Source organism: Ectopseudomonas oleovorans (assembly GCF_029845265.1).
GTDB classification, from domain to species: domain Bacteria; phylum Pseudomonadota; class Gammaproteobacteria; order Pseudomonadales; family Pseudomonadaceae; genus Aquipseudomonas; species Aquipseudomonas oleovorans.
Genome location: NZ_JAOCLK010000001.1, coordinates 53,683 through 73,462, shown reverse-complemented (window position 1 = coordinate 73,462; position 19,780 = coordinate 53,683). Strand labels below are relative to the sequence as shown.

Annotated in this window: 22 protein-coding genes and 1 CRISPR repeat array (1 of these 23 cut by a window edge); of the genes, 15 read left to right on the top strand and 7 right to left on the bottom strand. The window is 65.5% G+C overall.

Annotation, left to right across the window (positions count from 1 at the left end; genetic code table 11):
- Positions 1 to 657: direct repeats of the CRISPR family, unit length 29 nt; unit sequence CGGTTCATCCCCGCGTATGCGGGGAACAC; it reaches 1,523 nt to the left of the window's first position.
- Between the two features lie 467 nt (positions 658 to 1,124).
- The 7 genes from N5J71_RS00365 to N5J71_RS00335 all read left to right on the top strand — a co-directional run bounded on the left by N5J71_RS00365 (position 1,125) and on the right by N5J71_RS00335 (position 6,837).
- Positions 1,125 to 1,319 carry a hypothetical protein gene (locus N5J71_RS00365; RefSeq protein ID WP_108234236.1) on the top strand — a complete coding sequence of 65 codons (195 nt, stop codon included), beginning with the start codon at positions 1,125 to 1,127 and terminating at the stop codon, positions 1,317 to 1,319.
- Between the two features lie 341 nt (positions 1,320 to 1,660).
- Positions 1,661 to 2,254 carry a GNAT family N-acetyltransferase gene (locus N5J71_RS00360; protein WP_244185567.1) on the top strand — a complete coding sequence of 198 codons (594 nt, stop codon included), beginning with the start codon at positions 1,661 to 1,663 and terminating at the stop codon, positions 2,252 to 2,254.
- Positions 2,255 to 2,296: 42 nt separating this feature from the next.
- Positions 2,297 to 3,022 (top strand): iron-containing redox enzyme family protein, encoded by a 726-nt coding sequence (locus N5J71_RS00355; protein ID WP_108234235.1) that lies wholly within the window; start codon positions 2,297 to 2,299, stop codon positions 3,020 to 3,022.
- A gap of 50 nt (positions 3,023 to 3,072) precedes the next feature.
- Positions 3,073 to 4,296, top strand: a complete 1,224-nt coding sequence (locus tag N5J71_RS00350; protein ID WP_108234234.1) for an MFS transporter — start codon at positions 3,073 to 3,075, stop codon at positions 4,294 to 4,296.
- Between the two features lie 76 nt (positions 4,297 to 4,372).
- Positions 4,373 to 5,617 carry a trans-sulfuration enzyme family protein gene (locus N5J71_RS00345; RefSeq protein WP_108234233.1) on the top strand — a complete coding sequence of 415 codons (1,245 nt, stop codon included), beginning with the start codon at positions 4,373 to 4,375 and terminating at the stop codon, positions 5,615 to 5,617.
- On the top strand, positions 5,614 to 5,847 hold the full coding sequence (locus N5J71_RS00340; protein WP_108234232.1) for a hypothetical protein: 234 nt from the start codon (positions 5,614 to 5,616) through the stop codon (positions 5,845 to 5,847). Before N5J71_RS00345 ends, N5J71_RS00340 begins: the two co-directional genes overlap by 4 nt.
- 33 nt (positions 5,848 to 5,880) lie before the next feature.
- Positions 5,881 to 6,837 (top strand): dienelactone hydrolase family protein, encoded by a 957-nt coding sequence (locus N5J71_RS00335; protein WP_108234231.1) that lies wholly within the window; start codon positions 5,881 to 5,883, stop codon positions 6,835 to 6,837.
- 2 nt (positions 6,838 to 6,839) lie between these two features.
- Here the strand turns inward: N5J71_RS00335 and N5J71_RS00330 are convergent, their stop codons facing one another.
- Positions 6,840 to 7,805, bottom strand: a complete 966-nt coding sequence (locus N5J71_RS00330; RefSeq protein ID WP_108234230.1) for a GlxA family transcriptional regulator — start codon at positions 7,803 to 7,805, stop codon at positions 6,840 to 6,842.
- A gap of 122 nt (positions 7,806 to 7,927) precedes the next feature.
- Positions 7,928 to 9,451, bottom strand: a complete 1,524-nt coding sequence (locus N5J71_RS00325; RefSeq protein ID WP_279916045.1) for a fumarate hydratase — start codon at positions 9,449 to 9,451, stop codon at positions 7,928 to 7,930.
- Between the two features lie 263 nt (positions 9,452 to 9,714).
- Between N5J71_RS00325 and N5J71_RS00320 the strand changes: the two genes are divergently transcribed.
- From N5J71_RS00320 to N5J71_RS00310, 3 genes are read left to right on the top strand one after another with little or no spacing between them, the layout of a single operon-like run.
- Positions 9,715 to 10,842, top strand: coding sequence for a GGDEF domain-containing protein (locus N5J71_RS00320; protein WP_003462379.1), 1,128 nt, complete (start codon positions 9,715 to 9,717; stop codon positions 10,840 to 10,842).
- Entirely contained in the window at positions 10,835 to 11,773 is a 939-nt protein-coding gene (locus N5J71_RS00315) for an iron-sulfur-binding ferredoxin reductase (protein ID WP_279916044.1), read from the top strand. The genes N5J71_RS00320 and N5J71_RS00315 overlap by 8 nt, the downstream gene beginning before the upstream one ends.
- Positions 11,774 to 11,829: 56 nt before the next feature.
- On the top strand, positions 11,830 to 12,603 hold the full coding sequence (locus N5J71_RS00310) for an enoyl-CoA hydratase (protein ID WP_279916043.1): 774 nt from the start codon (positions 11,830 to 11,832) through the stop codon (positions 12,601 to 12,603).
- Between the two features lie 63 nt (positions 12,604 to 12,666).
- Here the strand turns inward: N5J71_RS00310 and pyk are convergent, their stop codons facing one another.
- On the bottom strand, positions 12,667 to 14,118 hold the full coding sequence (gene pyk / locus N5J71_RS00305) for a pyruvate kinase (RefSeq protein ID WP_279916042.1): 1,452 nt from the start codon (positions 14,116 to 14,118) through the stop codon (positions 12,667 to 12,669).
- Between the two features lie 71 nt (positions 14,119 to 14,189).
- The gene (locus N5J71_RS00300) at positions 14,190 to 15,098 is read right to left on the bottom strand and encodes a universal stress protein (protein WP_279916041.1); all 909 of its coding nucleotides are present in this window, start codon (positions 15,096 to 15,098) and stop codon (positions 14,190 to 14,192) included.
- A 246-nt stretch (positions 15,099 to 15,344) separates the two neighbouring features.
- Between N5J71_RS00300 and N5J71_RS00295 the strand changes: the two genes are divergently transcribed.
- The 3 genes from N5J71_RS00295 to N5J71_RS00285 all read left to right on the top strand — a co-directional run bounded on the left by N5J71_RS00295 (position 15,345) and on the right by N5J71_RS00285 (position 16,776).
- A complete protein-coding gene (locus tag N5J71_RS00295; RefSeq protein ID WP_116618109.1) occupies positions 15,345 to 15,719 on the top strand; it encodes a tetratricopeptide repeat protein in 375 nt (124 codons plus the stop codon).
- Between the two features lie 74 nt (positions 15,720 to 15,793).
- Positions 15,794 to 16,216 carry a DUF4124 domain-containing protein gene (locus N5J71_RS00290; protein ID WP_257597597.1) on the top strand — a complete coding sequence of 141 codons (423 nt, stop codon included), beginning with the start codon at positions 15,794 to 15,796 and terminating at the stop codon, positions 16,214 to 16,216.
- 203 nt (positions 16,217 to 16,419) lie between these two features.
- Positions 16,420 to 16,776 (top strand): PilZ domain-containing protein, encoded by a 357-nt coding sequence (locus N5J71_RS00285; protein ID WP_279532474.1) that lies wholly within the window; start codon positions 16,420 to 16,422, stop codon positions 16,774 to 16,776.
- Positions 16,777 to 16,789: 13 nt separating this feature from the next.
- Here N5J71_RS00285 and N5J71_RS00280 read toward each other — a convergent pair whose 3' ends face one another.
- Positions 16,790 to 17,593, bottom strand: coding sequence for a SirB1 family protein (locus N5J71_RS00280; protein WP_147811803.1), 804 nt, complete (start codon positions 17,591 to 17,593; stop codon positions 16,790 to 16,792).
- Between the two features lie 101 nt (positions 17,594 to 17,694).
- On the opposite strand from N5J71_RS00280, the gene N5J71_RS00275 reads away from it, so the two are divergent.
- Entirely contained in the window at positions 17,695 to 18,717 is a 1,023-nt protein-coding gene (locus tag N5J71_RS00275; protein ID WP_279916040.1) for a Leu/Phe/Val dehydrogenase, read from the top strand.
- Between the two features lie 22 nt (positions 18,718 to 18,739).
- Here the strand turns inward: N5J71_RS00275 and N5J71_RS00270 are convergent, their stop codons facing one another.
- The gene (locus N5J71_RS00270; protein WP_279916039.1) at positions 18,740 to 19,144 is read right to left on the bottom strand and encodes a DUF488 domain-containing protein; all 405 of its coding nucleotides are present in this window, start codon (positions 19,142 to 19,144) and stop codon (positions 18,740 to 18,742) included.
- 82 nt (positions 19,145 to 19,226) lie between these two features.
- On the opposite strand from N5J71_RS00270, the gene N5J71_RS00265 reads away from it, so the two are divergent.
- Entirely contained in the window at positions 19,227 to 19,469 is a 243-nt protein-coding gene (locus N5J71_RS00265; RefSeq protein WP_279916038.1) for a hypothetical protein, read from the top strand.
- A 39-nt stretch (positions 19,470 to 19,508) separates the two neighbouring features.
- On the opposite strand, the gene N5J71_RS00260 is transcribed toward N5J71_RS00265, so the two are convergent.
- Positions 19,509 to 19,772 (bottom strand): YebG family protein, encoded by a 264-nt coding sequence (locus tag N5J71_RS00260; protein WP_013716633.1) that lies wholly within the window; start codon positions 19,770 to 19,772, stop codon positions 19,509 to 19,511.
- Between the last annotated feature and the right edge of the window lie 8 nt (positions 19,773 to 19,780).

Here is a 19,780-nt window from a genome sequence, read left to right as displayed (position 1 = left end):
CCGTATGATGCGGCCGAGTACGGTTCATCCCCGCGTATGCGGGGAACACGCCCGCACTCAGCCCCACATGATCGCCCGAGGCGGTTCATCCCCGCGTATGCGGGGAACACGGCGTCGATGGGCCGTATGATGCGGCCGAGTACGGTTCATCCCCGCGTATGCGGGGAACACGCCCTGGTGAGTTGCCGCTCACCGGGGCCTTTCGGTTCATCCCCGCGTATGCGGGGAACACCCGCATAACCGCCCTTCACCTCCCCTCTCCCGGTTCATCCCCGCGTATGCGGGGAACACAACCGATGGCAGGCCGACGCGTTGTCGATCAGCGGTTCATCCCCGCGTATGCGGGGAACACTAGGTGAAGCTCTTCCCGCTGGCCGTCATCGTCGGTTCATCCCCGCGTATGCGGGGAACACCTGGCCACCCATGCCAAGGAACAGGCCGACGCCGGTTCATCCCCGCGTATGCGGGGAACACACCGAAAGCAGCTATGACCACGCCGCCCACGCCGGTTCATCCCCGCGTATGCGGGGAACACGCAACAACCAGCCGAACGAGCAGCAGCGCGGCCGGTTCATCCCCGCGTATGCGGGGAACACCACCCGGCACACTCCATCGTGTGGAAGATGCCCGGTTCATCCCCGCGTATGCGGGGAACACCCTTAGCGTAATCAATTGTTCCAGAAAGGAAAAATCGGGCGCTAAAAATCCACCGGATTTTTTCCTTGTTAAGGATCGAATTTCCCTAGGGTTGGAAGGCGATCAAGCGCAGCCGTCGAAATCGATTCGGATGCGGTGGATGGGGCGAGGGTTTGGGTTCGTAGCCGAACTGTTCGGCACCTGCCAGGCGGCTCGCAACTCCTTCGGACGGGCGCTGCCTTATCGTGCGGGATGGCCCGGCGAGCCGCTGCATTGTGGCGAAGGCGCGTACGGGGCGTCGCATGGGCCTGGTGGGCATGTCGATGGCGAACGGAGACCTACCTGCATGCGCTCGACCGCGATCCTGGCTGGCATGCTCAGCTTTGCATTGTTGTTCACCTTGGTGACCCTCCTGCTCAATACCCTGCATCGGGATCTGTCGGGGGCCGCGCTGCTCGCCTATGGGCTGATCTGGCTGGTGCCGGGCTATGTGGCGGCCCAGGTGGCCGGTGGGCGGGGCGGTCACCGGTCTGGTGGTTGGTATCGCTTCGGCGTTCGGCATCGTCACCGCCGTGGAGCTGCCCGACAACCTGCCGGTGAGCGCCGCCGAGTTGTTTGCCACCATCACCGGCGTGGCGGTTCTGTTGAGCATGCTGGGGCAGTTGCTGGTGCGGCGCCACTGAGGCGGAGCGAACCCGGAAAGGCTCGCTCCAGGAGTCGGGCATTCTCTGCAAGCCGATGGCTTACCGCATGTCCCCCGCCAGGCTGGCGGTGAGCTTCTGCCAGATCACAGGGCGGTGCCGTGCAGCGACTGGCGGCAGCGGGGCGTTACCTCGCCGCGCATTCCGGCAGACGGCCTCTCTCCATGACTATTCCAGTCTCTGCTCAGCCGTCCATGGCGCGGCACGGCATGGCGAATTTCGAGCGAGGACGGCTCGGCAGCATTAGACCCCTTTCTGTCCGCTTTGCGCCTGTTTTTCGCTTCGCTCGCCAGGCCTAATCACCCTCGAGTACGGAGCGGGGAATGTCTTCGATGAACCAGACCAAGCAGCGTGAAACGCCGCCCGCCAGGGCGTTACCGGTCAGCCTGCGCTGGCTGCGCCAGATCGATGCGGATACGGCGCAGCAGATCGTGGAGCTGATCAACAGCACCGTCGAGGACGGTGGCACCCTTGGCTACGAGCGGGTGATGACTCCCGAGCAGGGCGTCGAATTCAGCCTGTCCCTGCAGTCCCGGCTGCAGGAGGGGGGCACCCACGCCCTGCTGGGCAGCAATGGCTATGAGCCGGTCTGCTTCGTGATGCTGAGCCAGAGCGGAATGCCCAACTGCCGGCATATCGGCAATCTGAGCAAGGGTGTGGTGCATCCGCGCCACCGGGGGCACGGGGTGGTGCCGCGGGCGTTCCGGGAGATCGTCGTGATGGCCCGCACGCTGGGTATCGAGCTGCTGACCCTGGATGTCCGCGAGGGCTCGCGGGCGCATCGTCTCTGGTCGACCCTGGGCTTCGCTTCGTTCGGGGTGCTCAACGACTACGCGCGAGTCAATGGCGTCAGCCACCGTGGCCACTACATGGTGCAGCGGGTGGACGACCTGGCGGCCAGGCTGAACGCCCTCTGAAGTACCGACCGACGAACAGCGAAAGACCAACGGAGACAAGCCATGATCCTGCCGCAAAGGGAATTCCGCGATGTGCTGGAGAAAAGCCTGCATCGGCACCTGACCCTGTCGCATCCGATCTTCGAGGAGCTGCTGGCGCCCGGGGCCCGGGACATCGAACTGCTGCGCAAGGTGGCCCTGCAGGGCTACCAGTTGACCAAGCACTTTCTGACCTACGTCGAATATCTCTTCTTCTATTGCCCGCTGCCCTCCCACAAGCGCGCACTACTGATCAACTGCTACGAGGAATCGACCGGGCGCCTGTCCAGGACCGACAACCATGTGGTCCTGATGCAGAACTTCCTGCGCGCACTGGGCATCACCGACGAGCAGCGCGAGGCCGAGACGCCCTTGCCCGCCACCCGCCAGTTGATCCGATACCGCCTGGAAGCGGTGAGCGATCCCGCCCGCTACCACATCGGCGCTGCGGCGGTGATGATCGCCAGCGAGGGGCAGAACCTCGAGACGATGGCCGGTGACGCCCGCCATGTGCTGCTGGGGCGCGCCTACGGGCTGCAGGAGCGCGACCTGCTGTTCTTCTCGGTGCATCAGAAGGAGGACGTGGGCCATGTCAACGAGGGTCTGAATCTCGTCTCCGAGCTGTGCACCACGCAGCGGATGCAGGAGGAGGCGCTTGAGGCGGTCGATACCACCTGCCGGCTGTTCTACGAGATGTACGACAACATGTACCAGGTCTATTGCGGCAAGCCGAGCGCGATACCCGCCTGAAGCCCCTTCATTTCATCGTCGCGAGCCCGCCCGTCGAAGAGGAGGGGGTTATGAGCAGAGAGCTGAACGCCACGCTGGTGGCTGCGGTGCTGGCCGTGGGCTTTATGGTGATGTTCCTTTCCAGCGCCATGAAAGGGCTCTACCAGGTCTATTTCGTCGACCTGGCGACCCATTTCGGCGAGGGGCGCGCCGGCCTGGCCCTGGCCGGCGCGCTGTTCGTGCTGACCATCGGCCTGGCCTCGCCGCTGGTGGGCTGGCTGAGCGACAGCCTCGGGCCGTTGCGCACGGTGGCCCTGGGCAGCCTGTGCGGCGGCGCGGTGCTGCTCGGGGTGGCCCTGTTCGATGGCAGTCTGAGCTTCTTCGTGCTGCTCTACGGGCTGTTCGGCGCTTTCGCCCTGGCGGCGATGACCTACGTGCCCATGGGCATCCTGGTGGACCGCCTGGTCGGCGAGCGCTCCAAGGCCTTCGCCTTCGCCATCGTCACCAACGGGACCGCCATCGGTTTCATCGTGCTGTCGCCGCTGTGGATCTGGCTGGAGCAGGACGTGGCCTGGCAGCGGGTGTTCCTCTGGGTGGGGCTGCTCTTCGCGTTGCCCATGAGCCTGGCGCTGTACTGGGTCTCGCGGGCGGTTCCGCTGATGCCCGAAGCGCCTCGGGACGGGGATGCGGGCGGCTCTTTGGGGTTCCTCCTCAAGGACCCGCGCTTCTTCATCCTCGCCCTGAGCTTCGCCAGCTGCGGCGCCACCATGGCCTTCATCGACGTGCACCTGGTGCCCTACTGGCAGGGCGAGAAGGTGCCCGCCTCGATACAGGCCAGCGGCCTGAGCCTGCTGGGCGTGCTGGAGCTGGGCAGCGGCCTGCTCGCCGGCTGGCTGGCCACGCGCCACAACAAGGGCGCGCTGCTGGGCGCCTTCTACCTGCTGCGCTGCGCCGCGGTGGCGGTGCTGCTGCTCGAGCCCGGCCCGCTGTCGGTCTATCTCTTCGCAGCGCTGTTCGGCGCCAGCTACCTGGGAACCGTGGTGCTGACCTCGGCCTTCTGCTTCTCCCTGTACGGGGATCGGATCAAGGGCAAGGTGTTCGGCATCCTATTTTTGGTGCACCAGCTGGGCGCCCTGGCCGTCACCCAACTGGGCGCGCTGGATTTCGACCGCAACCAGAGCTACCAGATCACGGTCATGGCGCTGCTCGCCGCGACCCTTTCCGCCGCTGTCCTGTCCTTCTTCCTGATCCCCGCAGGGGCGGGCTATCCCAGGCTGGCGGCACGGACCGAGTGAACCGGCTACGGAGTGGTTGCCGGGCTCGGCAGCGCTCCGCTCATTGGTGAGTCAACAGACCCAGAGGAAGGCACCCATGCATGCGAAACCGGTGGACCCGCACGACTTCGACGCCAGCTCGGCCGTTCATGTCGGCCGCGACTGCGACATGACGGATGTCTTCTGCGAGCCGTTGGCGATGACCTCCGCCTACACCTTCGCGTCCGCCCGGGACGCGTGGGAGCGTTTCAGCGGGCAGAAGGAGGGGAACGTGTACACGCGATTCACCAATCCCACGGTGCGCGCCTTCGAGAGGCGCATCGCCCACCTCGAGGGCGCGGACGACGCGGTCGCCTTCGCCTCCGGCATGGGCGCCATCGCCAGCCTCTGCCACGCCCTGCTGCAGCAGGGCGACGGCATCGTCTGCAGCCGCGACGTGTTCGGCACCACGGTCAGCGCCTTCCGCCACTACATGGGACGCTTCGGCATCCGCTCCAGGTTCGCCGAGCTGACCGACCTGTCGAGCTGGGCCGAGGCCATCGACGAGCGGACACGGCTGGTGGTGCTGGAGTCGCCGTCCAACCCGACGCTGAAAGTAGGGGACATCCGCGCCATCTGCCGGCTGGCCCATGCCAGGGGCGCACTGGTGGCGGTGGACAACACCCTACTGACGCCGGTGTTCCAGCGCCCCCACCGCCTGGGCGCCGACCTGGTGATCCATTCGGCGGGCAAGTACATCGATGGTCAGGGGCGGGCCCTGGCCGGCGTGGTGACCGGTTCCCCGGAGCTGATGAAGGAGCTGCGCGGCGTGCTGCGCACCCTGGGCACTTCCTGCAGCCCGTTCAACGCCTGGCTGCTGCTCAAGAGCCTGGAAACGCTGGACGTGAGGATGCAGCGCGTGCAGGACAGCGCCCTGGCGCTGGCCGACTGGATCGGTCGCCGCGAATCGGTGCTCCAAGTGCACTACACCGGCCTGGAGAGTCATCCGCAGCGCGATCTCGCCTGCCGCCAGCAGCATGGCCATGGCGGCCTGCTGAGCTTCTGCGTGCGGGGCGGCCAGAGCGCGGCCTGGCAGTGGATCGATGCGCTGCAACTGGTGGCGCGCTGCACCAACATCGGCGACACGCGCAGCATGGCCACGCATCCTGCGACCACCACCCATTGCCGGCTGAGCGAGGCGGAACGGCACACGGCGGGGATCGCCGACGGCTTGCTGCGGCTGTCCGTCGGCCTGGAGGCCTTGGACGACCTCAAGGTGGATCTGGGCCGCGCCTTTGACGTCATCGAGCGCGGGGCGGCGTGGTGCGAGCCGGTGCGCGCCGTCGCGGAGTGCCGCTCATGAGCGCGTCGCTGCTGGTGATCAGTGCCGCCGTCGGGCTGTGCGCGATGGCCATCCAGGCCCTGGCGCTGTTCGGCCTGCGGACGACGGACAGGCCGGGGCGCGGCGGCGCCTGGCTGGGACTGCCTGTCGCGCTGGCGCTGGCACTGCTGCTGTATGTGGTGAGCCGTTCGCCGCTGGCCTCGGTGCTGCTGCATCTGCAGCTACCGCTGGCGATGTCGATGTGCGGCTGAGCGCGGGAACGAAGAAAGGACATGGGAGGGAACATGGCGGTACGGATCCGAACATCCATCAAGACACTGGCGGCGGCCTTGCTGCTGGCCCCCTGGCTGGCCTGGGCCACGCCGCCGGAGGCGGTGCCCGTGACCAAGCGCCTGGTGGCCTTCGAGACGCGGCCGCTGCCCTCGTTCGGCGATCTGCCGGCGCTGCGGGTGTCCGCGGTGCTCTCCGTGCCGGCGCGAGCGGCCGGCAAGGTGCCGGCGGTGGTCATCCTGCATGGCTCGGCCGGCATGGATTCCCGTGGCGTCCTGCACGGCGCCGACCTCAACGCACAGGGCATCGCTACCCTGGAGCTGGACATGTGGGGCGCCCGCGGCCTGGCCGGCGGAGCGGCGCAACGACCGACGCGCGTCCACGACACGCTGCCCGACCTGGCCGGCGCGCTGGCCTTTCTCGCGCAGCATCCGGACATCGATGCCGGGCGCATAGGCGCGATCGGCTTCTCCTGGGGCGGTGTGCAGGCGATGCTCGCCGCGACCGCCCCGATCCATGCCGATCTGCAGCGGGCCAGCGGGGTCCGGCTCGGAGCGCTGGCGGCCTTCTACCCGGTGTGCTGGGGTTACAACCGGGTGCCCGGCTATGACTTCAGGGAACTGGCGCCGGTGCGCCTGCTGGTGCTGACTGGCAGTGAGGATCAGTACGACGATGATCCGCAGGCCTGCCCGTCGCTGCTCGCGGCGCTTTCGCCAGCGGCGCGGGAGCGGGTGACGGTGAAGGTCTTCGCAGGGGCCCAGCACGGCTTCAACGGGCTGGAGCCGGCCCAGCAGTACGAGGACCCGTTCCTGCACCGCGGCAAGGGCGGCCTCGGGCTGTCGGCGCCGGACCCGGAGGCGCGGGCGGCTTCGCAGGCGGCGGTGGTGGCCCTCTTTCGGGAGGTCTTCGGCCGGCTCGAGGCCGTTTCGAGCGAGCGCAGCGCTACGGCCGGCGTGGCGCAGGGCGGCTGAGGCTAGCGGTTCAGCGCCGCCTTGCGGAACTGCAGCGGCGTTTCCGCCACCTCCTTGTTCCAGGCCACGCGGAAGGCGTGGGCACTGCCGAAACCACAGCGTTCGGCCACCTGTTCGACATTCATCCGGCTCTCGCGCAGCAGGCGCCTGGCCCGTTCGATGCGCTGCCTGCGCAGGAAGGTCTGCAGCGTCAGCCCGGTGTTCTCCCGGAACAGCCGCGCCAGGTGGCGGTAGCTGACGTTGAAGCGTATGGCCAGGTGCTCGAAGTTCAGCGCCGCGCTGGCATTCTCCTCCAGGTAGTCCTGGACGGCATGCACCAGGGGATGGATATGGTTGCGGGTCAGCTCCTGTATGCCCAGTTGGGGGTCCTCGCCGGCGCGCCGGCGATAGATCACCAGTTCCTGGGCGACCTGGCTGGCCACCTCACGGCCGAGGCGACGGCCGATGACATGCAGGGCCAGGTCGGCCCCGGCGGAGACCCCGGCCGAGGTGCACAGCGGGCCGTCCTCGACGAACAGGCGGTTGCTCAGCACCCGGGCCTGCGGATACAGCTCCTGGAGCAACGGCACGTAGCGATGGTGGGTGGTGCAGTCGCGCCCGTCGAGCAGGCCGGCGCGACCGAGCAGGAAGGCGCCGGTGCAGATCGAGCAGAGATCGAGGCCGCCGCTCTTGGCCATGGTTCGCTCCAGCCAGGTCGCGGCGCTGTCCAGCGCCTTGCGCTCCTGATCGGACAGCATCATCTTGTTGCCGACCACGAAGAGCACGTCGTCCTCGTCCAACCGCTCGGGCAGCGGCTCGAGCCCGGTGAGGGTCACGCCCTGGAAACTGTGTATCTCGGGCTGGGGGGCCGTGCAGCGTACCTCGACCGGCGCCAGGTCCAGCTCGGCGCAGCTGCCCAGCGCCTGCAGCGGGCCCGCGAGGTCCAGGATGTGGGTTTGGGGGAGTAGGAGAAACCAGGCGGTCCGCATCGGAGCATCCCTGTGGGCGGGGCGTATCTAGATACTCCGCTTCGACGCCCGCCGGCAATAGCCGCGTCGGGCCAATGAAAAGGCCCGGTCCTTGGACCGGGCCTTTTCTTCACGTCGTGCGCTTACTGCACTTCCACCGCCAGGCTGTCGGCGATCTTCTTCTGCCAGATCGCAGGTCCCGTGTTGTGCACCGATTCGCCGTTGGTGTCGACCGCCACGGTGACCGGCATGTCCTTCACCTCGAACTCGTAGATGGCTTCCATGCCCAGTTCCGGGAAGGCGACGGTCTTGGACGCCTTGATCGCCTGGGCGACCAGGTAGGCGGCGCCGCCCACGGCCATCAGGTACACCGCCTTGTTGTCCTTGATCGCCTCGATGGCGATGGGGCCGCGCTCGGACTTGCCGATCATGCCCAGAAGGCCGGTGGCCTCCAGGATCTGGCGAGTGAACTTGTCCATGCGGGTGGCGGTGGTGGGGCCGGCCGGGCCGACCACTTCGTCACCCACCGGGTCGACCGGGCCGACGTAGTAGATGAAGCGGCCCTTCAGGTCCACTGGCAGTTCCTCGCCCTTGTTGAGCATGTCCACCATGCGCTTGTGGGCGGCGTCGCGGCCGGTGAGCATCTTGCCGTTGAGCAGCAGGGTCTCGCCCGGCTTCCAGCTCTGCACCTCTTCCGGGGTGACGGTATCCAGATCGACGCGGCGCGCCGAGGGGCCGGCTTCCCAGACGATTTCCGGGTAGGCGTCGAGCGGCGGGGCCTCCAGCGCGGCGGGGCCGGAGCCGTCGAGGATGAAGTGCGCATGACGGGTGGCTGCGCAGTTGGGGATCATGCACACCGGCAGGGAGGCGGCGTGGGTCGGGTAGTCCATGATCTTCACGTCGAGCACGGTGGTCAGGCCGCCCAGGCCCTGGGCGCCGATGCCCAACTGGTTGACCTTCTCGAACAGCTCCAGGCGCAGTTCCTCGATGCGGTTCGCAGGTCCCCGGGCCTTCAGCTCGTGGATATCGATGGGCTCCATCAGCACTTCCTTGGCCATCACCGCGGCCTTCTCGGCGGTGCCGCCGATGCCGATGCCCAGCATGCCCGGCGGGCACCAGCCGGCGCCCATGGTCGGCACGGTCTTCAGCACCCAGTCGACGATGGAGTCGGAGGGGTTGAGCATGGCCATCTTCGACTTGTTCTCGGAGCCGCCGCCCTTGGCCGCCACGTCCACTTCCACCTTGTCGCCGGGGACGATGGAGTAGTGGATGACCGCCGGGGTGTTGTCCTTGGTGTTCTTGCGGGCACCTGCCGGGTCGGCCAGGATCGAGGCGCGCAGGACGTTTTCCGGCAGGTTGTAGGCGCGACGCACGCCCTCGTTGATCATGTCGTCGACGCTCATGGTGGCGCCGTCCCAGCGCACGTCCATGCCGACCTTGATGAACACGGTGACGATGCCGGTGTCCTGGCAGATCGGGCGGTGGCCGGTGGCACACATGCGCGAGTTGATCAGGATCTGCGCCATGGAGTCCTTGGCGGCCGGCGACTCTTCCTTCAGATAGGCCTCGTGCATCGCCTGGATGAAGTCGACGGGGTGGTAATAGGAGATGAACTGCAGGGCGTCGGCGACGCTCTGAATCAGGTCGTCCTGCTTGATCACGGTCATTGGCGCGCTCCTCTATCAGGGAACATCTACAAGGAAGCGCCGGACAACGACCCGGCGCAATGACGATTGGGACGTCTGCGCAATACCATCTCGGCGATATTTCCCGCAGCCGCCCAAAAAGGCGCGGCAGTATAGCGCACCCGCCCGCAGCGGGCACAGCAGCCGAAGGTCGATGCCTGAGGCAGTGTTCGGTTATCGATGTCCTAGGTTTTTTGTGGGCATACGGGTAGAGTACGGCAAGATGCCAGTATGGGATGGAGCCCATGAGCTCAACGACTCGCCGGGGAACGCAACGCAGCCTGCAGAGCCTCCTGCTCAAACGCTTCGCCATGGCCTTCGCTACTTACGCGATGATGGCGCTCGTCTGCTGGTTTGCTGTGTTCAATGGCCTTTTCCTCGGTTCTATCAGCACCGCTGCCTGGCTGACCCTGGGCGTGTTCGGCAGCCAATTGGTATTTCTCTGGCTGTTTCTGTCCGGCCGCAACCTGCGTTGTGACGATCCCAGCCTGACCGAAGCTCAGGTGCTGGTGGCACTGGCGTGGCAGCCGCCGTTGCTGGCGCTGTTCGACAGCGCGCGCGGCGTGATGATGGTGTTCTATGTACTGATCCTGCTGTTCGGCGTGTTCCAGCTGCCGCCGCGGGTGTTCGTGCGTTGCGCCGCGTTCGCTTTCTTCGGTTTCACTGCGATGATATTGGTCGAGGCCTACCGCATGCAGTTGGTAGACCCGAGCCTGGCCTGGCTACAGGTGTGGGTGCTGTTCATCCTGCTGGTCTGGCTATGTCTGTTCTCCAGCTACGTGCAGGCCATGCGCAAACGCATGCGCCAGCGCCGCTTCGCCCTGCAAGCGCACCAGGATACCCTGCGTGGGATGATGCGCCAGCTCGAGGACCTGGTCGCTACCGATGAGCTCACCGGCCTGTTCAATCGTCGTCACTTCCTGCGTCTGGCCACCCGCGAACTGGGGCATCTGGAGCACGGGCGGCATCACGGTCTGGCGCTGATCGACCTGGACCATTTCAAGCGAATCAACGATGCTCATGGCCATGCTGCGGGCGATCGGGTGCTGCAAACCTTCGCCGCTGTGGCCCGTGCCTGTCTGCGTGACGGCGACATCATTGCCCGCTATGGCGGTGAGGAATTCGTGCTGCTATTGCCCAATACCGATGCTGATCAGTTCACCGCCTGCTGCGAGCGCTTGCGCGAAGCCTTCGCCAAGGCCGAGCCAGTGGGCGTGAAGGTCGATAATCTGAGCCTCTCCGCCGGCATGACACTGTTGGTCGCCGGGGACGATCTCGATGAAGCGCTGCAGCGTGCCGATCAGGCGCTCTATCAGGCCAAGCGCGGCGGCCGCAATCGTTGCGACGCCAGCTGGGAGAACGCGGGTGCCTGAGCTGCGCGTCGGTGACCAGCTACTGCAAGTCGCCCAGCAAACCAACCTGCTCGATGCGTTGCTCAGCGGCGGTGTGGCTGTGCCCTACAGCTGCCGGGCCGGCAGTTGCCACGCCTGTCTGGTGCGTTGCGTGGACGGTGAGCCGCTGGATCTGCAACCCTCGGCGCTGGCTAGCGACAAGCGCGCCGAGGGCTGGCGTCTGGCCTGCCAATGTCAGGTGGTAGGTGATCTGCAGGTCGAGCCTTTCGACCCACAGCGTGATGGCCTGGCCGCGCGAGTGGTCGCCGTGGATTGGCCCAGTCCGCAGGTCTTGCGTCTGCGCCTGCAGCCGGCGCGGCCACTGCGCTATCGCCCCGGCCAGCACGTGTTGCTGTGGAGCGAAGGGGGAGTCGCTAGGCCTTATTCGCTGGCCAGCGTGCCGGGCGAAGACGACTGGCTGGAGTTTCATATCGATTGCCGCAAGCCCGGGGCGTTCTGTGACGCAGCGCGGCGCCTGCAACCGGGCGATGGGCTGCGCCTGGGTGAGTTGCGCGGCGGTGCGCTGCATTACGACGCCGATTGGCAGGCGCGTCCACTCTGGCTGCTGGCTGCCGGCACCGGGCTCGCGCCGCTGTATGGCGTCTTGCGTGAAGCGCTGCGCCAGGAACATCAGGGTGCCATTCGTCTGCTGCACGTGGCGCATGACGCGGCCGAGCACTATCTGGCCAGCGAGCTGCAGGCGCTGGCGGCGCAGCACGCCAACCTGCAGGTGGAGCTGGTGACGGCGGCGCAGTTGCCGGCTGCTTTGGCCGAACTGCGCCTTGTTTCCCGGCAGACCCTCGCCTTACTCTGCGGCCATCCTTCCACGGTCGACAGCTTCGCTCGGCGCCTGTACATGGCCGGGCTGCCGCGCAGCCAGATGCTGGCCGACGTCTTTCTCACCCGCGCGTAGGCTGTGCCGGTCAGGCTCGATGACGGTGCATGCGACGCACCCAGTGGAGCCCAGGCATGAGCGAACACCTGCATATCCAACGCGACAGCGGTCTGCTGACCCTGCGCATGCATCGCCCGGACAAGAAAAATGCGCTGACCCGGGCCATGTATGCCGCTATGGCCGAGGTGTTGGACGAAGCCGAGCACGATACGAGTGTACGCGTGGTGCTGCTGACCGGTGGCGAGGACTGCTTCACCAGCGGCAACGATGTCGCCGACTTCATTCAGGCGCCGCCGACCGGGCTGAACAGCGAAGTGTTCCGGTTCATGCGGGCGCTGTTCGACTTCAGTAAGCCGGTAGTCGCGGCTGTGGCCGGCCCGGCGGTGGGCATCGGCACGACCTTGCTGCTGCATTGCGATCTGGTCTACGTCAGCCGTGATGCGCAGTTGAAAATGCCCTTCGTTAATCTTGGTCTGTGCCCCGAATATGGCTCCAGCCTGATTCTGCCGTGCTTGCTCGGGCACGCGCGCGCCGCCGAGTTGCTGTTGCTGGGGCAGGCGTTCACGGGCGAGCAGGCCGCAGCCTGGGGCATCGCCAACCAGGCACTGGACGGCGGTGCGGCGACGTTGAGCAAGGCGCGTGAGATGGCGCAGCGTTTTCTCGAGCTGGCGCCATCGGCGGTTGTCGACAGCAAGCGCCTGATGCGCGCGCCGGGGCGCGAGGAGTTGCGCAAGGTGATCGAGGAGGAGGGCGCGCTGTTCGGCCAACGCCTGCGTTCGCCCGAGGCCATCGAGGCGTTGACCGCATTCATGCAGCGCAGAAAGCCGGATTTCTCGCGCTTCGCCTAGGCTGCGCCCGCCTCAGAAAACACAAGGCCGCTCATCGAGCGGCCTTGTGCGTTCATAGGTGGCTTACACCATTTGATCGCCGACGTGGAGGATCTTCATGGTGTTGGTACCGCCGGTGCCGTGGTAGCTGTCGCCCTTGGTCAGGATGACCCAGTCACCCGGCTCGACCACGCCGCGCTTGAGCAACTCGTCCACCGCCGCCTGGCTGACCTTGTTCGCCGGCAGCGAGGCCGGGTCGAACGGCACGGTGTAGACGCCGCGGAACAGCGCCACGCGGGCCTGGGCTTCGCGGTGCGGGGTGAAGGCGAAGATCGGGATCGACGAGCGGATGCGCGACATGATCAGCGGGCTGTAGCCACTCTCGGTCAGGCTGATGATGGCCTTGACGCCCGGGAAGTGGTTGGCGGTGTACATGGTGGCCAGGGCGATGCTTTCGTCGCAGCGCTCGAAGGTGCGGCCCAGACGGTGGCTGGACTGCTTGCTGGTCGGGTGCTTCTCGGCGCCCAGGCACACGCGGGCCATGGCCTGCACGGCTTCGACCGGGTATTCACCGGCGGCGCTTTCGGCCGAGAGCATCACCGCATCGGTGTAGTCCAGCGCGGCGTTGGCCACGTCGGAGACTTCGGCGCGGGTCGGCATCGGGCTGTGGATCATCGATTCCATCATCTGCGTGGCGGTGATCACCGCTTTGTTCAGGCGACGGGCGTGGGCGATGATCTTCTTCTGGATGCCGACCAGCTCGGCGTCGCCGATTTCCACGGCCAGGTCGCCACGGGCGACCATTACTGCGTCACTGGCGCGAATCAGGCCGTCGAGGGCTTCGTCATCGGCCACAGCTTCGGCGCGTTCGATCTTGGCCACCAGCCAGGCGGTGCCGCCGGCTTCGGTGAGCAGGCGACGGGCGTAGTCCATGTCGGCGGCATCGCGCGGGAAGGACACGGCCAGGTAGTCCAGATCCATCTCGGCGGCGACCTTGATGTCGGCCTTGTCCTTGTCGGTCAGCGCTGGGGCGGTCAGGCCGCCGCCGCGGCGGTTGATGCCCTTGTTGTCCGACAGCGGGCCGCCAATGATCACGCGGCAGTGCAGCTCGTCGGCGCCCTTGAGCTCGACGCGCATGACCACGCGGCCGTCGTCGAGCAGCAGTTCGTCACCGACATCGCAGTCCTGAATCAGCGCCGGGTAGTCGATACCGACCACTTCCTGGGTGCCGGCGGTGCGCGAGTGGCTGGAGGAGAGACGGAACAGGTCGCCTTCCTTGAGCTCGATGCGCTTGTTCTCGAACTTGGCGATACGGATCTTCGGGCCTTGCAGGTCGCCGAGCAGGGCGACATGGCGGCCGTGCTTGGCAGCCAGTTCGCGGACCAGGGCAGCGCGGGCCTTGTGGTCGTCCGGTGTGCCGTGGGAGAAGTTCAGGCGGGCCACGTCGAGACCGGCGAGGATCAGTTGCTCCAGCACTTCCGGCGAGCTGCTGGCCGGGCCCAGGGTGGCGACGATTTTGGTGCGGCGAAAGGTCATGCACGAACTCCCTAGTGAACTATGCCAGGGAGGCTACTACGCCATTCAGCTGTAGTCATTGTTCCTGTGCACTACCCTTTGCCGTCCGGTTTGATCACCAGCAGATCGCACTCGATACGTTCCAGCACGCGCTCCGCGGTGTGGCCGATCAGCAGGCTGTCCAGATGGCCGCGGGCGATGGCGCCCATCACCAGCAGGCCTATATTGTGCTCACGCACGAAACGCGGGATGACTTCCTCGGCAAAACCGTCCAACAGGTGGGCCTGTGCTCTATCGATGGCGTGCTGGGCGATCAGCTTGTCGAAGGCTTCGCGGTGCTCGCGGCTGCACTGGGTCACGTAGTCTTCATATTCCTGCGCTACCTCGGCGTCGAACAGCAGCGACCGCGGCAGAGGCGCCTGTGCATGCAGGTATTGGGCCTGTAAGCCGAGCTCGGCCTGCAGGGTCTGGCTGGCATCAATCAACTGATGATCGAGGGCGGCAGGTTTGTCCGCGCTGTGCAGCGGGTCGAGCGCAGCGCACAGGCTCTGACCATGGGGCTCGGCGTCGTGTACCAGCCACAGCGGCACCGGGCTGCGGCGAATCAGCTGCCAACTGGTATCACTGAACAACAGGCGGCGCAGCGCACTGCTGGGATGAGTCGACTTGAACAGGATGTCCGGTTGCAACACCGCGACGCGGGCGAGGATTTCTTCATGACGACGTTTGCCCCAGCGCACGTCCACTGCGATCTTGAATCCTTCATCGCTCAGGTGAGCGACGCTGGCACGCAGGGCCTCGTGGCTCTGTCGCAGGATGGTTTCACGGGCGCGGTTGAGCAGATGGCTGTCCAGCAGGCCGCTTTCCAGGCTTGGGTGGTATTCGATCTGCAACAGGTGCAATTCGGCGCCGGTCTTGCGTGCCACATCGGCTGCGCGTTGCAGGGCGGGTTGTTGCTGGTGTTCGGCGTCGATGACGACCAACAGTCGTTGCAGTTTCATGGCAGCGTCCTCGCCTGGAGTCTGTACCTACATTACACACCCTGTTGCGCTGAACGGCATTGATATGGGTCAGCGCAGAAGGGGATTTAGCGCTGGTTCGAGAGGACGAGCGGTCGTGGCGCTGGCGTTGATAAAATGAGAGGCAGTGGCGTCATGCCAAGGCGCCGCCAGAAAAACCGTCGTCGGCTTGCCGCTGTTCAGTTTTTGCCTGGGCTGTCGATACACTGCTCATTGGAGGAATTGCCCATGCGTAACCTGATCATTCTGGCCGTGGCCCTGGTTGCTGCGGGTTGCACCCGTGTCTCGCTCGACCATCATCTGAACAACGCCTATCGCGCCTACAACGAAGGCGATTGCGCCCGTGTCGCGCTGGAGCTGTCGCAGGCCGAGCGCAAGAGCCGCTCACGCAATTACCTGCAGCCGGAGATTTCCCTGCTGCGCGGTCAATGCCTGGAGCGCGAGAGCCTGTTCGTCGATGCGGCGCAGACCTACCAGTTCATCATCACGCGCTATCCGGCCAGCGAGTACGCCTACCGCGCCCGCGCGCGCCTGCAGACGCTGGAGCAGTTGGGGCATCACAGCCCGGCGCCGGCGGCCAAGGTCAGTCCAGCCACACTCTGAGCCTTCGGTCGTCCGACGTTCCTCGGCGACGCGGTGCGGTATAAGCTGGCGTATGTCTCTCATGGAGGATGAACATGCGCCACTTGCTGTTGATCGCTGCACTGTTGCCCACTCTGGCCACGGCGGAAATCTATCGCTGGACGGACGAGCAGGGGCGGGTGCATTTCGGCCAAAGACCCGTTGCCGGGGCTGAACCCGTGCAGGTGAAGCCACAGGTGGTCGAACGCGACGAGCATACGCGTGAGCGCGAGGCGCGCAGCCAACGCTTCTACGAGGCGCGCCGAGAAGAGCAGCAGCAGGCCACCGCCGCAGCGGCATCGCAGCGTGAAGCGCGTGCCAGCGAATGTCGCGAGTTGCGCACACGCCTGGCACAGATGCCGGAGGGCTTTCGTTACTATCGCGAAGGCGCCAGCGCCGAGCGCATCTACTACAGTGATGAAGAAACCGACACCGCTCGTCGCCAGCTACGCGAGCGGATAGCCCAGCGCTGTGCTTGAGGGTGGTTTAGCAGGCTGTTGAAAAACTATCTGCGTTGCCACTGCTGCGTTAAAAACAGGCTCAAAATGCTCATTTACAGCTCGTAAACTCCGCTTTTTCGCCTATTTTTGCCTTGCATTGGCTGCCTCGCCTACGTTTTTCAACGGCCTGTTAGTGGCCAGAGTGGGGCCATACTCGAATCCTTTTGTAGCGATATGCCATCATGCGTAGCCAGCGCCGAATCGAACGCCACCAGTTGCCCTACTACCTGAAGGTGTTCAACCGCATCACCGACAAGCCGATGGGCTTCATCGGCAATGTCTCGCTCGACGGTCTGATGCTCATCAGCCAGTTGCCGATGCTGGTGGGGGCGCGTTTCGACATGCGTCTGAAGATTCCGGGCCAGCCAGGCATGCACTTCATCGATTTTTCTGCCAACTGCCAGTGGTGCCGTGAAGACCTCACGCCCGGTGTCTACGATTCCGGCTTCGCGCTGGTGGCGCCGCCTGCCGATTACGTCGAGATGATCGACGCCTTGCGTTACTACTTCAGTTTTCACGGCCTGCCGGCTTCGGCCTGACCTTCCCTGCGATTCAATGCACCGCCGGCGTGCGTGCCAGCTTGCGCAGGCGCTCACTCAGCTTCAGGCGCAAGCCGTCTTCGTCGCAGAATAACAGTGCGTGCTCCAGGTCGTAGCGCTCGCCTTGCGGGCAGTCGAGTTGCCGATATACGTCGGCGCGGGCCAGATGGTCGGCCAGCGTCGCTGGGCCAAGCAGCAGGACGCGCTCGGCGTCCTTGAGTGCCGCATCCGGGGCATCGTGCTGCATGTGCAGCATGCGCAGATTACGTGACAGGCGCCGCAGCATGGCCTGGGCGTCGGCCGTTTGCAGATGTTCGGCACTGAGTTCGGCGCCCGGGCCCAGCTGGCGATAGAGCTGATCACGGCAATCGCGCGTATACAGGCGGCGCCCGCCGCAGGGGTCGAGCAGGTGGTCGGCGCCGGGGACGCGCAGCATGAAATGGCCGGGGAAGTTCACACCCTGCAAAGGAATCTCCAGGCGTCGCGCCAACTCCAGGGCGATCAGCGCCAGCGCCAGCGGCTGGCCACGTCGGCGGCGCAGCACTTCATGCAGCAGGGCATGGCGTGGGCGGGAGAGGCCTGCGTCGTCCTCCTGAAAATCCAGTTCGGCCAGCCGGCGTAGCAGCGGCTGGGCCAGTTCGCGAGCCGGCAGGACGGGTAATCCGGCGCTGACCTGCAACTGCAAACCGTGCAGATCATTCAGCACCTGCGCGGGCTGAAGCTCGGGATCATGTTCGGCGGCGACCCACAGTGCCGCCTCGAACAGAGCGGGAGGATCGCGTTGCAGGCACTGCAGGCAGGCTTGGCGTGGGCTCATCGCATTCTCCACAGACTTGTGCTGTTTTTAGCCGCTGGCAGGATCGTCGTCCAGTGGGCCTCTCCTATACTGAGGCGTGACATCCGACCCGGAGCGCAGCCATGTTCAGCATGATGCAAGCCGCCCAGCTCGAAGCTCTGCACCTGGCCGAGGATCCGGCCAGCGGCCTCAGGGCCGTTATCGCCATTCACAATACCCGCTTCGGACCAGCGCTCGGCGGTTGCCGCTACCTGGCCTATGCCGATGAACAGAGTGCCATTGCCGATGCCATTCGCCTGGCTCAGGGCATGAGCTACAAGGCGGTGCTGGCCGGTATCGATCACGGTGGCGGCAAGGCGGTGATCATCCGGCCTGCGCATGTACCCAGCCGTGCCGCTTTGTTCGAAGCTTTCGGACGCTTTATCGAAACCCTCAATGGACGCTACATCACCGCTATCGACAGCGGCACCTCCAGTGCCGACATGGACTGCATCGCCCAGTACACCAATCATGTCACCAGCACGACCCGGGAAGGTGACCCGTCGCCGCACACGGCGCTGGGGGTATTCGCGGGTATCCGTGCCACGGCGCAGGCGCGCCTGGGTAGCGATGATCTGGAAGGGCTGCGGGTGGCCATACAGGGGCTGGGCAATGTCGGCTTCGCCCTGGCCGAAGCGCTGCATGCTGCCGGGGCCGAACTGCTGGTCAGCGATCTTGATGCCGGGCGTGTGCAACTGGCTGTCGAGCAACTGGGAGCACATCCGGTTGCCTGCGATGCACTGCTCAGCACGCCATGCGACATCCTCGCGCCTTGCGTTATGGGTGGCGTGCTGAATGCACAGACAGTCGCTCATCTGCGCTGCGCAGCGGTGGCAGGGGCTGCCAACAATCAGTTGGCCAGCCCCGAAGTGGCTGACCAGCTGGAAGCTCGCGGGATTCTCTACGCACCGGATTACGTGCTCAATGCCGGAGGGCTGATCTACGTGGCACTGCGTCATCGTGGTGAGGCGCTGGCGGCGATCACGGCGCACCTGGCGCAAATCAGTCAGCGGCTCATGGAAATCTACGCCCACGCCCAGGCTGAAAAACGCTCCCCGGCGCGCGTTGCCGACTACCTCGCCGAGCGCCTGCTGTACGACGCGTAGTCGCTAGCCGAGGTTTGCGCGGTCAATGAGCGTCGAATTCGCCCTGATAGCACACCGGCGAACTCGGCGAATCATGGCGCAGTAGTTCCTCTTCGAGAAAATCGGCCAGCACGCGCGCGTTGTTGTGCGTGTCGTCGCGCGCGGCGTAGAGCAGCGTCACTGTGCCTTTCGTTGCCCAGTGCAAAAGGCGCTGCCAGTGCTCGGGATGGGCGCATAGTTCTCGACGGTAGGCCGTGCGGAACTCGTCGAAGACCTCGGCGCGATGGGCATAGGACTTGCGCAGTTCAGTGGAGGGCGCGACATCGGGTAGCCATTCATCGAGCGCCAGGGCATCTTTGGAGATGCCGCGAGGCCACAGGCGGTCGACTAGAGCGCGTATACCGTCGCTGGTCTCGGCCTCGAGATAAACCCGCTTGCACTGGATCATGGGCCTGCCTCCATCGCCTGCGGCAATGCCGCACTTGGCGCCGCCCGCGGGCTCGATTAGCGTGGTGAAAGGAGGATTCACCATGGACTATTTCATCATTTTCGTCACCACGGCCGCCGGCCTGTACTTTCACTGGTGGCTGTTTCGCCGTATTCGTCAGTGGACCGATCGTGACCTGGCGCTGTCTTTCGCCGAAGGTAACGAGCACAAGCGTCAGTACATGCTGGAACAGTTGGCCCGTGCCCGGCGTGAGGGGGTAAAGCGGCGAGACTTGCCGGTCTGGCTGGAGCAGGCCGCAGCGCAGTATCCCGTCAGTCACGCATAGGTCGAGGCCCCGTTGGCGGAACGGGGCCGCGGTTCCTGGTCATTCGCTGGCGGTGTCGATTTCCAGTTCGTCGAGCGCGTCCGGCTGGCTCTTGAACGCCTTGGCAAAGACGTCGCGATTCTTGGCCATGAAGATACCCAACTCCTCGCCCTGTTCCTCGCTCAAGGACGGCACCGCCTTGTGCAGAACCTCGCTCAGGCGCTCGGCCAGTTCCAGCATCTTGTCGTAACGGTCGGCTTCGGCCTTATCCATGAACAAGCGCTCCGGATCGCGACTGCTGCGATACACCACTTCGACGGCCATTCATCACC

What these genes read in the sequence shown, in the direction of transcription:
- N5J71_RS00365 (WP_108234236.1), top strand. Translation starts at nt 1,125, where the DNA reads ATGTGGCGGCCCAGGTGGCCGGTGGGCGGGGCGGTCACCGGTCTGGTG.
- N5J71_RS00360 (WP_244185567.1), top strand. Translation starts at nt 1,661, where the DNA reads ATGTCTTCGATGAACCAGACCAAGCAGCGTGAAACGCCGCCCGCCAGG.
- N5J71_RS00355 (WP_108234235.1), top strand. Translation starts at nt 2,297, where the DNA reads ATGATCCTGCCGCAAAGGGAATTCCGCGATGTGCTGGAGAAAAGCCTG.
- N5J71_RS00350 (WP_108234234.1), top strand. Translation starts at nt 3,073, where the DNA reads ATGAGCAGAGAGCTGAACGCCACGCTGGTGGCTGCGGTGCTGGCCGTG.
- N5J71_RS00345 (WP_108234233.1), top strand. Translation starts at nt 4,373, where the DNA reads ATGCATGCGAAACCGGTGGACCCGCACGACTTCGACGCCAGCTCGGCC.
- N5J71_RS00340 (WP_108234232.1), top strand. Translation starts at nt 5,614, where the DNA reads ATGAGCGCGTCGCTGCTGGTGATCAGTGCCGCCGTCGGGCTGTGCGCG.
- N5J71_RS00335 (WP_108234231.1), top strand. Translation starts at nt 5,881, where the DNA reads ATGGCGGTACGGATCCGAACATCCATCAAGACACTGGCGGCGGCCTTG.
- N5J71_RS00330 (WP_108234230.1), bottom strand. Translation starts at nt 7,805, where the DNA reads ATGCGGACCGCCTGGTTTCTCCTACTCCCCCAAACCCACATCCTGGAC.
- N5J71_RS00325 (WP_279916045.1), bottom strand. Translation starts at nt 9,451, where the DNA reads ATGACCGTGATCAAGCAGGACGACCTGATTCAGAGCGTCGCCGACGCC.
- N5J71_RS00320 (WP_003462379.1), top strand. Translation starts at nt 9,715, where the DNA reads ATGAGCTCAACGACTCGCCGGGGAACGCAACGCAGCCTGCAGAGCCTC.
- N5J71_RS00310 (WP_279916043.1), top strand. Translation starts at nt 11,830, where the DNA reads ATGAGCGAACACCTGCATATCCAACGCGACAGCGGTCTGCTGACCCTG.
- pyk (WP_279916042.1), bottom strand. Translation starts at nt 14,118, where the DNA reads ATGACCTTTCGCCGCACCAAAATCGTCGCCACCCTGGGCCCGGCCAGC.
- N5J71_RS00300 (WP_279916041.1), bottom strand. Translation starts at nt 15,098, where the DNA reads ATGAAACTGCAACGACTGTTGGTCGTCATCGACGCCGAACACCAGCAA.
- N5J71_RS00295 (WP_116618109.1), top strand. Translation starts at nt 15,345, where the DNA reads ATGCGTAACCTGATCATTCTGGCCGTGGCCCTGGTTGCTGCGGGTTGC.
- N5J71_RS00290 (WP_257597597.1), top strand. Translation starts at nt 15,794, where the DNA reads ATGCGCCACTTGCTGTTGATCGCTGCACTGTTGCCCACTCTGGCCACG.
- N5J71_RS00285 (WP_279532474.1), top strand. Translation starts at nt 16,420, where the DNA reads ATGCGTAGCCAGCGCCGAATCGAACGCCACCAGTTGCCCTACTACCTG.
- N5J71_RS00280 (WP_147811803.1), bottom strand. Translation starts at nt 17,593, where the DNA reads ATGAGCCCACGCCAAGCCTGCCTGCAGTGCCTGCAACGCGATCCTCCC.
- N5J71_RS00275 (WP_279916040.1), top strand. Translation starts at nt 17,695, where the DNA reads ATGTTCAGCATGATGCAAGCCGCCCAGCTCGAAGCTCTGCACCTGGCC.
- N5J71_RS00270 (WP_279916039.1), bottom strand. Translation starts at nt 19,144, where the DNA reads ATGATCCAGTGCAAGCGGGTTTATCTCGAGGCCGAGACCAGCGACGGT.
- N5J71_RS00265 (WP_279916038.1), top strand. Translation starts at nt 19,227, where the DNA reads ATGGACTATTTCATCATTTTCGTCACCACGGCCGCCGGCCTGTACTTT.
- N5J71_RS00260 (WP_013716633.1), bottom strand. Translation starts at nt 19,772, where the DNA reads ATGGCCGTCGAAGTGGTGTATCGCAGCAGTCGCGATCCGGAGCGCTTG.